Below are 5,656 nucleotides of genomic sequence, written 5' to 3' on the forward strand. Positions count from 1 at the left end.
CTAAGGCGGCGGACGACACATCAGATGACCGTGGCGACCAGGCCGCAAGCGATCTGCTTGGGCACGACAATGTTAAAACAACTCAACGGCATTACCTCCGTAGAGGAAAGATTGTAGAACCGACAAAATAATGTTTCGAGCCATGCTCCTGCAGAGGAGTCGGGAATCGGAGCGAATCGCTGCATGTGATTTCTCCCGAAACACCTCCTCCAGGACGATCACATGGCTCGACAACTTCGTCCGAGTGCCCGCTAGCGCACTTTGATCACGACCTTCCCTTTCGTACGTCCCGTTTCTACATAGTCCAAGGCCTGTTTGGTTTCCTCGAAGGGGAAGACGCGGTCGACCACCGGCCGGATGTGGCCGGCTTCGATCAACCTGGTGATCTCACCTAGTTGCTGGCCGCTGGCAGTCATGAAGTGGAAGGAATAGCTGGCGCCGCTGCGCCTGGCCGCCTTCCGGATGCCGTAACTGAGCATTCCCATCACTAAGCGGAGAAAGCCGTTCATGCCGCGCAGCCTGGCAAAATCGGGATCCGGCGGGCCGGCGATACCGATCAGCTTGCCGCCTGATTTGAGCACGCTCAGGGATTTTTTCAGTGTATCTCCGCCCTGCGTGTCGAGCACCAGGTCGTAGCCCTTCAGTTTGGTCGAGAAGTCGTCCTTCTTGTAATCGATGACGATATCGGCCCCTAGGGCCTTCAGCATGTCGGCGTTGGCTGCGCTGGCGGTGGTGGCAACGGTGGCGCCTATATATCTGGCCAGTTGAATCGCGATCGTGCCGACGCCGCCTGAACCGGCGTGGATCAAAACTTTCTGCCCCGTCTTCAGCTTGCCCTTTTCGACCAGCGTCTGCCATGCGGTCAGCGCCGCCAGCGGAATCGACGAGGCTTCCACCATCGTCAGGTTGCCCGGCTTGAGGGCCAGCGAATCTTCTTTAACCGCGATGAATTCGGCAAACGTGCCAATGCGGTCGTCGTCCGGCCGTGCATAGATCTCATCGCCCACCTTGAAACGGCGCACACGCGCACCGACACGCACTATCACTCCAGCCAGATCATTGCCCAGAATCAGCGGCATTTCATATGGCAACAGCAGCTTGAATTCGCCATCGCGGATTTTATTGTCCAGCGGATTGACACCTGCAGCGTGAATCTGCACCAGGACGTCATCATCGCGCAGTACCGGCTCGGGCAGCTCGCCCGACGTCAGCACGTCCGATTTGCCGTAGCGCTTGATGAAGTAGGCTTTCATGGTTTGCTCCTGTTTTTATCGTAAATTATCGTGAATGAGCCATGGCTGGTTTACGCAGCGCTGGCTGGGAATCAAGCCGCAAGTCCTTGCGCACGCCGGCTTCGACCAGCGCGGCGGGAGCGAATCGACGCAAGAAACGTAGGCGGCCGGCCAGCGCGCCCGAGGTGTAGCGCACTTTCGGCGCCGCCGCCAGCGCCACCTGCAACACAGTCTCGGCCACCACATCCGGACCATCCGCGCCTTCCAGTGCTTCCTTCACGCGCAAATCCAGGCCCGCGCGCAGGTCGCTATACTCGTCGAGCGCCTCGTCCGGTTGCAACTGGTTGGCATCGAACGCCGACTTGATGTAAGCCGGTTCCACCAGCGAAACACGAATGCCCTGGGTGCGCAGCTCCTGATCCAGCGATTCCGAATAGCCTTCCACCGCATGTTTGGTGGCCGAGTACAGCGCCATGTACGGCATCGGCACAAAACCCAATACCGAGCTGATGTTGATGATACGACCGCTGCCGCGCTGCCGCATGTGTGGCACGACGGCGCGGATCATCCTGACGATCCCGAAGAAATTGGTATCGAAGATCGCCTGCGCCTGCGGGATCGAACTCTCCTCGGCCGCGGCGGGCGCGACGCCGAACCCGGCGTTGTTGACCAGCAGATCGATACGCCCTTCAAGCCGCAGCACTTGGTTGACGGCGGCTGCTACAGATTCGTCGCTGGTCACATCTAACGCCAGCATCTCAAACGCGCGCTTGCCGCTTTGCCCTTGCGCGCCACGGCGGCTAGTGCCATACACCCTGTAGCCTGCCCTGGCGAGTCGCTCGGCGGTAACTTCGCCGATACCCGATGACGCTCCGGTCACGATTGCGATCTTGCTGTTCATTTTATTTCCTCTCAATGTTGCATTAAATATGATTATTATCATATATTTTGTTAAAAAAAAGCCCAGGACGCGGGCTGCCTGGCCGGCCTTATTTGCCAACCTCTGAAAAATGCTTGAGGGTCGCCTCGCGCAAGGCGGCGGATAACCTGGGGTCATCGACTGCGCGCGCCATCACCATCGTACCGATCATCGAGCTGACCATGAACATGGCCTGCTCGTGGGCACCAGGCGTGCCCCAGTCGGGCAACTGGCGGGCCACCACATCGATCATCTCCTTAATGTGACGCGTAGCCGCATGCCGCACCTCCGGCGCCTGACGATGCATCTCGGAGCCAAGCGCGGTCACCGGGCAACCATTCTCCACGTCCTCAAGGTGTTGCTGCGACAAATAGGCCTGCATCACTGCCTGCAAGGACTGCCCCGGCGCCGCCGCGGCGGCTATGTCAGCCGACAAGCTGACTGCTTCAGCACCGGCGCGGTCAGCCGCCTCTGCCAGCAGCGTCTCGCGCGAGGCGAAGTGTGCGTAAAAACCGCCGTGCGTGAGCCCTGCTTCCTTCATGATATCGGCCACCCCGGTACCTGCATAACCGCTACGCCGGATCGCGCGCGCAGCCACCTCGACGATGCGGTCGTGCGTCACTTTCTTGCGGCTCTGAGTGGCGCGTTTGGCGCTTGAATGGGTTGAATTTTTTAACATGACGATCATCATATACTAATTTCAAAAAGCGCGCATGGCTACGCCTCAATTTGCTTACCTGACAATCTGCGTTGCCATTGCAAAGGTCCGGCCTGGACACCATATTTGAATTGCGAAGCCCCGAGAAACGCAACTGATAAATGCCCGCCCGCAGAGTTAAGATTTTGGTACGTCGAAGTAGTTTTTGCGGAGCGCTCCGCAATTTCATAATTTTAGACTTTCAGAAACAACTAAATTTAGTTTAAAATCAAGGTCTTGCGGGTGTAGTTCAATGGTAAAACGAAAGCTTCCCAAGCTAATATAGTTTTTATATAGGATGCGGCTTTGCTGCCAGTTTTCGCTCCGCAAAACTCGAATAGCCGTAACGAAAAAGACCAGCAGCTACGCTGGTCTTTTTATTTTTGCGGAGCGGATTTTCGAGCCTGTCCGGCAGATTCTTCTACTCTGAAACTCTCCGGGACGGAAGGTGTAAATCCGTCCGCTAATGGTCGGTCACTATTTCAGGGCTGCGCCACCTCGCGCGAGATATTGGCTCGAGAGGCGTGCAAATTGTCCGCCGTCTGTACTGATCGTAGCCGAGTAGGTGCCGCCCGCACTGAAGACGATTGCGAAGGTGTGAATGTCACCGTACTCCTGCGTATTGTTCAGCATGTAGTCGACATGGTTGTCGCGAAAGTGGTTGTTGGTTCCCCCAAGCGTGGTGGACGGTACTCCCATCGGCGTTTGCCACCACAGGATCGGGAGTTCATTTCCCAGGGCCGCTCGATAGTCTGAGATCTGGCTCTGTGACTGGTGGAAGTTCGGTGTGGCGATATTGTTTTCGTCCCAATAGAATGGACCGGTTTGCCCCACGCATTCCGCTGGAGGCGATGCGACTTCCCGGCAACCTGCGTCTCGGTCGGTCGTCTGGGCCACGACGAAATCCGCGTGCTGCGCCCCGACCGCCTGCATTGCGACGCCGAGCACGGTGGGAGAAGCACTCCAGAACGAAGGCGGGAAACCGAGTAGTGCCTTGGGTGCGATTTGTCTACCCATCTGCACCAGGCATTGCCCGATGCCTGCGGCAGTATCGGGCAGGTTGCTGCATTCGGGTTGATTGCTCACGACGGCTGGCATCTGCGTCGCATCGTGGTTCGGCGCTTGTGCCCATACGAAACCCCAGAAATCTGGTTCCAGATTGATCAGAGCGGGCGCACTGAGAGCAGCAATGCGTTGGTACATCAACCGCACCTGTGCCCAATAGCTGTTCATGAACGTCGCATTATTAATGCCGTTCAAGTTGCCACCGCCGTTTTGCGCCATCTGGTAGAGCGTGAACATCGGGGTCGCTCCGTAGGCCTGGATTGCCTGCGCGGTGTATGTAATATATGCGCCATCGGGACTGTTCCAGGTCGGCCAGGCGCCCGCGCCAACACCCACGAGATAGTTGTCTACGATATCCGGACGAATGGACTGGCTTTGCATCTGCGCCAACGAATTACCCGCGCCGAGTCCGAGCAGCACCCGCGAAGGCTTGCCCAGCTTGGCTACCAACGCGGCGCTCGCGGTAACGCCGGGGACGCTGCCTCCAGGTGTACCGGGTGTGCCCGTCGTAACGGGAGTACCCGTCGTACCAGGCGTACCCGTCGTACCCGTCGTACCCGTCGTACCCGTCGTACCAGGAGTACCCGTTGTACCAGGTGTCCCTTGGCTTGTCGTGCTATCGCTCTGAGAACCATCGGTTCCACCACCGCCGCAGCCGAAGAGAGTCAGTGAAATCAGCAGTGCAGCAGCGCATCGTTGAGAAAATATTGTCATGGAAGAATTCTGTGGGATTGAAGGGAAACACATTGCCAAGCGAGTCGCTGGCTCTGGTTCGCGTGATTTGCCGGCGATCCGAATAAGCTCGGATATAAAGCCGCGTCGCGAGTCACTAACGTGACTATCGATTATTGGTTCGCTGACGGCGTCCACGACGAACAGGTTGTCGCCACGAAGTTAGACTAATTTGTTCATCGACTTCAGAGCACAAGGCACAATCCATGCCAACCTACTGGTCGGGCCTAGCCTGAAGTAACTACTCCAGCCAATGTGAAGGATTTCATGGGCGTGGCTGCCCTAAATATAATGAAATCGATGTTATTCAACATCCATACAACAAAAAGTAACGCAGCAAGTTCTTTAGCGCAAATACTGATGATAGCGTTACCAAAATTTGTCAGTTTTTTTATTTTTCGGTCAAATTTTGTCCGTATCTTGGGTACAACTGCAGATTTTTCCCGGTGTGTTCATTTGGACTCGTGCAGCTGCTGCGTGTTCGACATTCGATGTGGCACAGATCGTGCCTATGTTCTTGCCCGAAGATGACTACACGCATGCCAGGTCGGCATTGGCTCCGCACATTTATTACCGTTCGAAATCCCTTCTGAAAAATAATTTTCCCCTTTTATAAGGTGAAAAAATTTGTTTTTGTAGACGCTTTTATCTTTTGAAAAATATGACATCTCTTTCTAAAAAACAGTTCTTTATAACGATCACGACCTGTCTGATACTCAGCGCGTGCGGTGGCGGCACGAGTGATGTCGGAACAGGCTCTTCCTCAACCGGCGCGGGGTCAACGCCAGCTGGCACGGGCTCTTCCTCAACCGGCACGGGGTCCACTCCAACCGGCACGGGGTCCACTCCAACCGGCACGGGCGCCACTCCAACCGGCACGGGCACCACTCCAACCGGCACGGGCACTACTCCAACTAATGGATCTGTGGCCCCCTCCACCGGTTGGGCAAACGTAAAGATGGGCGGCGGCGGGTATGTCCCTGGCGTCATTTACCACCCTACCGTGGCCAA

4 protein-coding genes are annotated in these 5,656 nt (G+C 56.5%); all 4 read right to left on the reverse strand.

Annotated elements, in window-relative coordinates:
* Positions 1 to 251 precede the first annotated feature (251 nt).
* Positions 252 to 1,253, reverse strand: a complete 1,002-nt coding sequence (locus ABI171_RS20080) for an NADP-dependent oxidoreductase (protein ID WP_348094313.1) — start codon at positions 1,251 to 1,253, stop codon at positions 252 to 254.
* A 25-nt stretch (positions 1,254 to 1,278) separates the two neighbouring features.
* Positions 1,279 to 2,133: an oxidoreductase gene (locus tag ABI171_RS20085; protein WP_348094314.1), complete on the reverse strand. Its 855-nt coding sequence runs from the start codon at positions 2,131 to 2,133 to the stop codon at positions 1,279 to 1,281.
* Positions 2,134 to 2,221: 88 nt separating this feature from the next.
* Complete coding sequence (locus ABI171_RS20090) at positions 2,222 to 2,842, reverse strand: TetR/AcrR family transcriptional regulator (RefSeq protein WP_348094315.1); 621 nt, start codon at positions 2,840 to 2,842, stop codon at positions 2,222 to 2,224.
* Positions 2,843 to 3,325: 483 nt separating this feature from the next.
* Positions 3,326 to 4,363, reverse strand: a complete 1,038-nt coding sequence (locus tag ABI171_RS20095; RefSeq protein WP_348094316.1) for a hypothetical protein — start codon at positions 4,361 to 4,363, stop codon at positions 3,326 to 3,328.
* Positions 4,364 to 5,656: the final 1,293 nt, after the last annotated feature.

The organism is Collimonas sp. (assembly GCF_039923675.1).
GTDB lineage: Bacteria > Pseudomonadota > Gammaproteobacteria > Burkholderiales > Burkholderiaceae_D > Collimonas.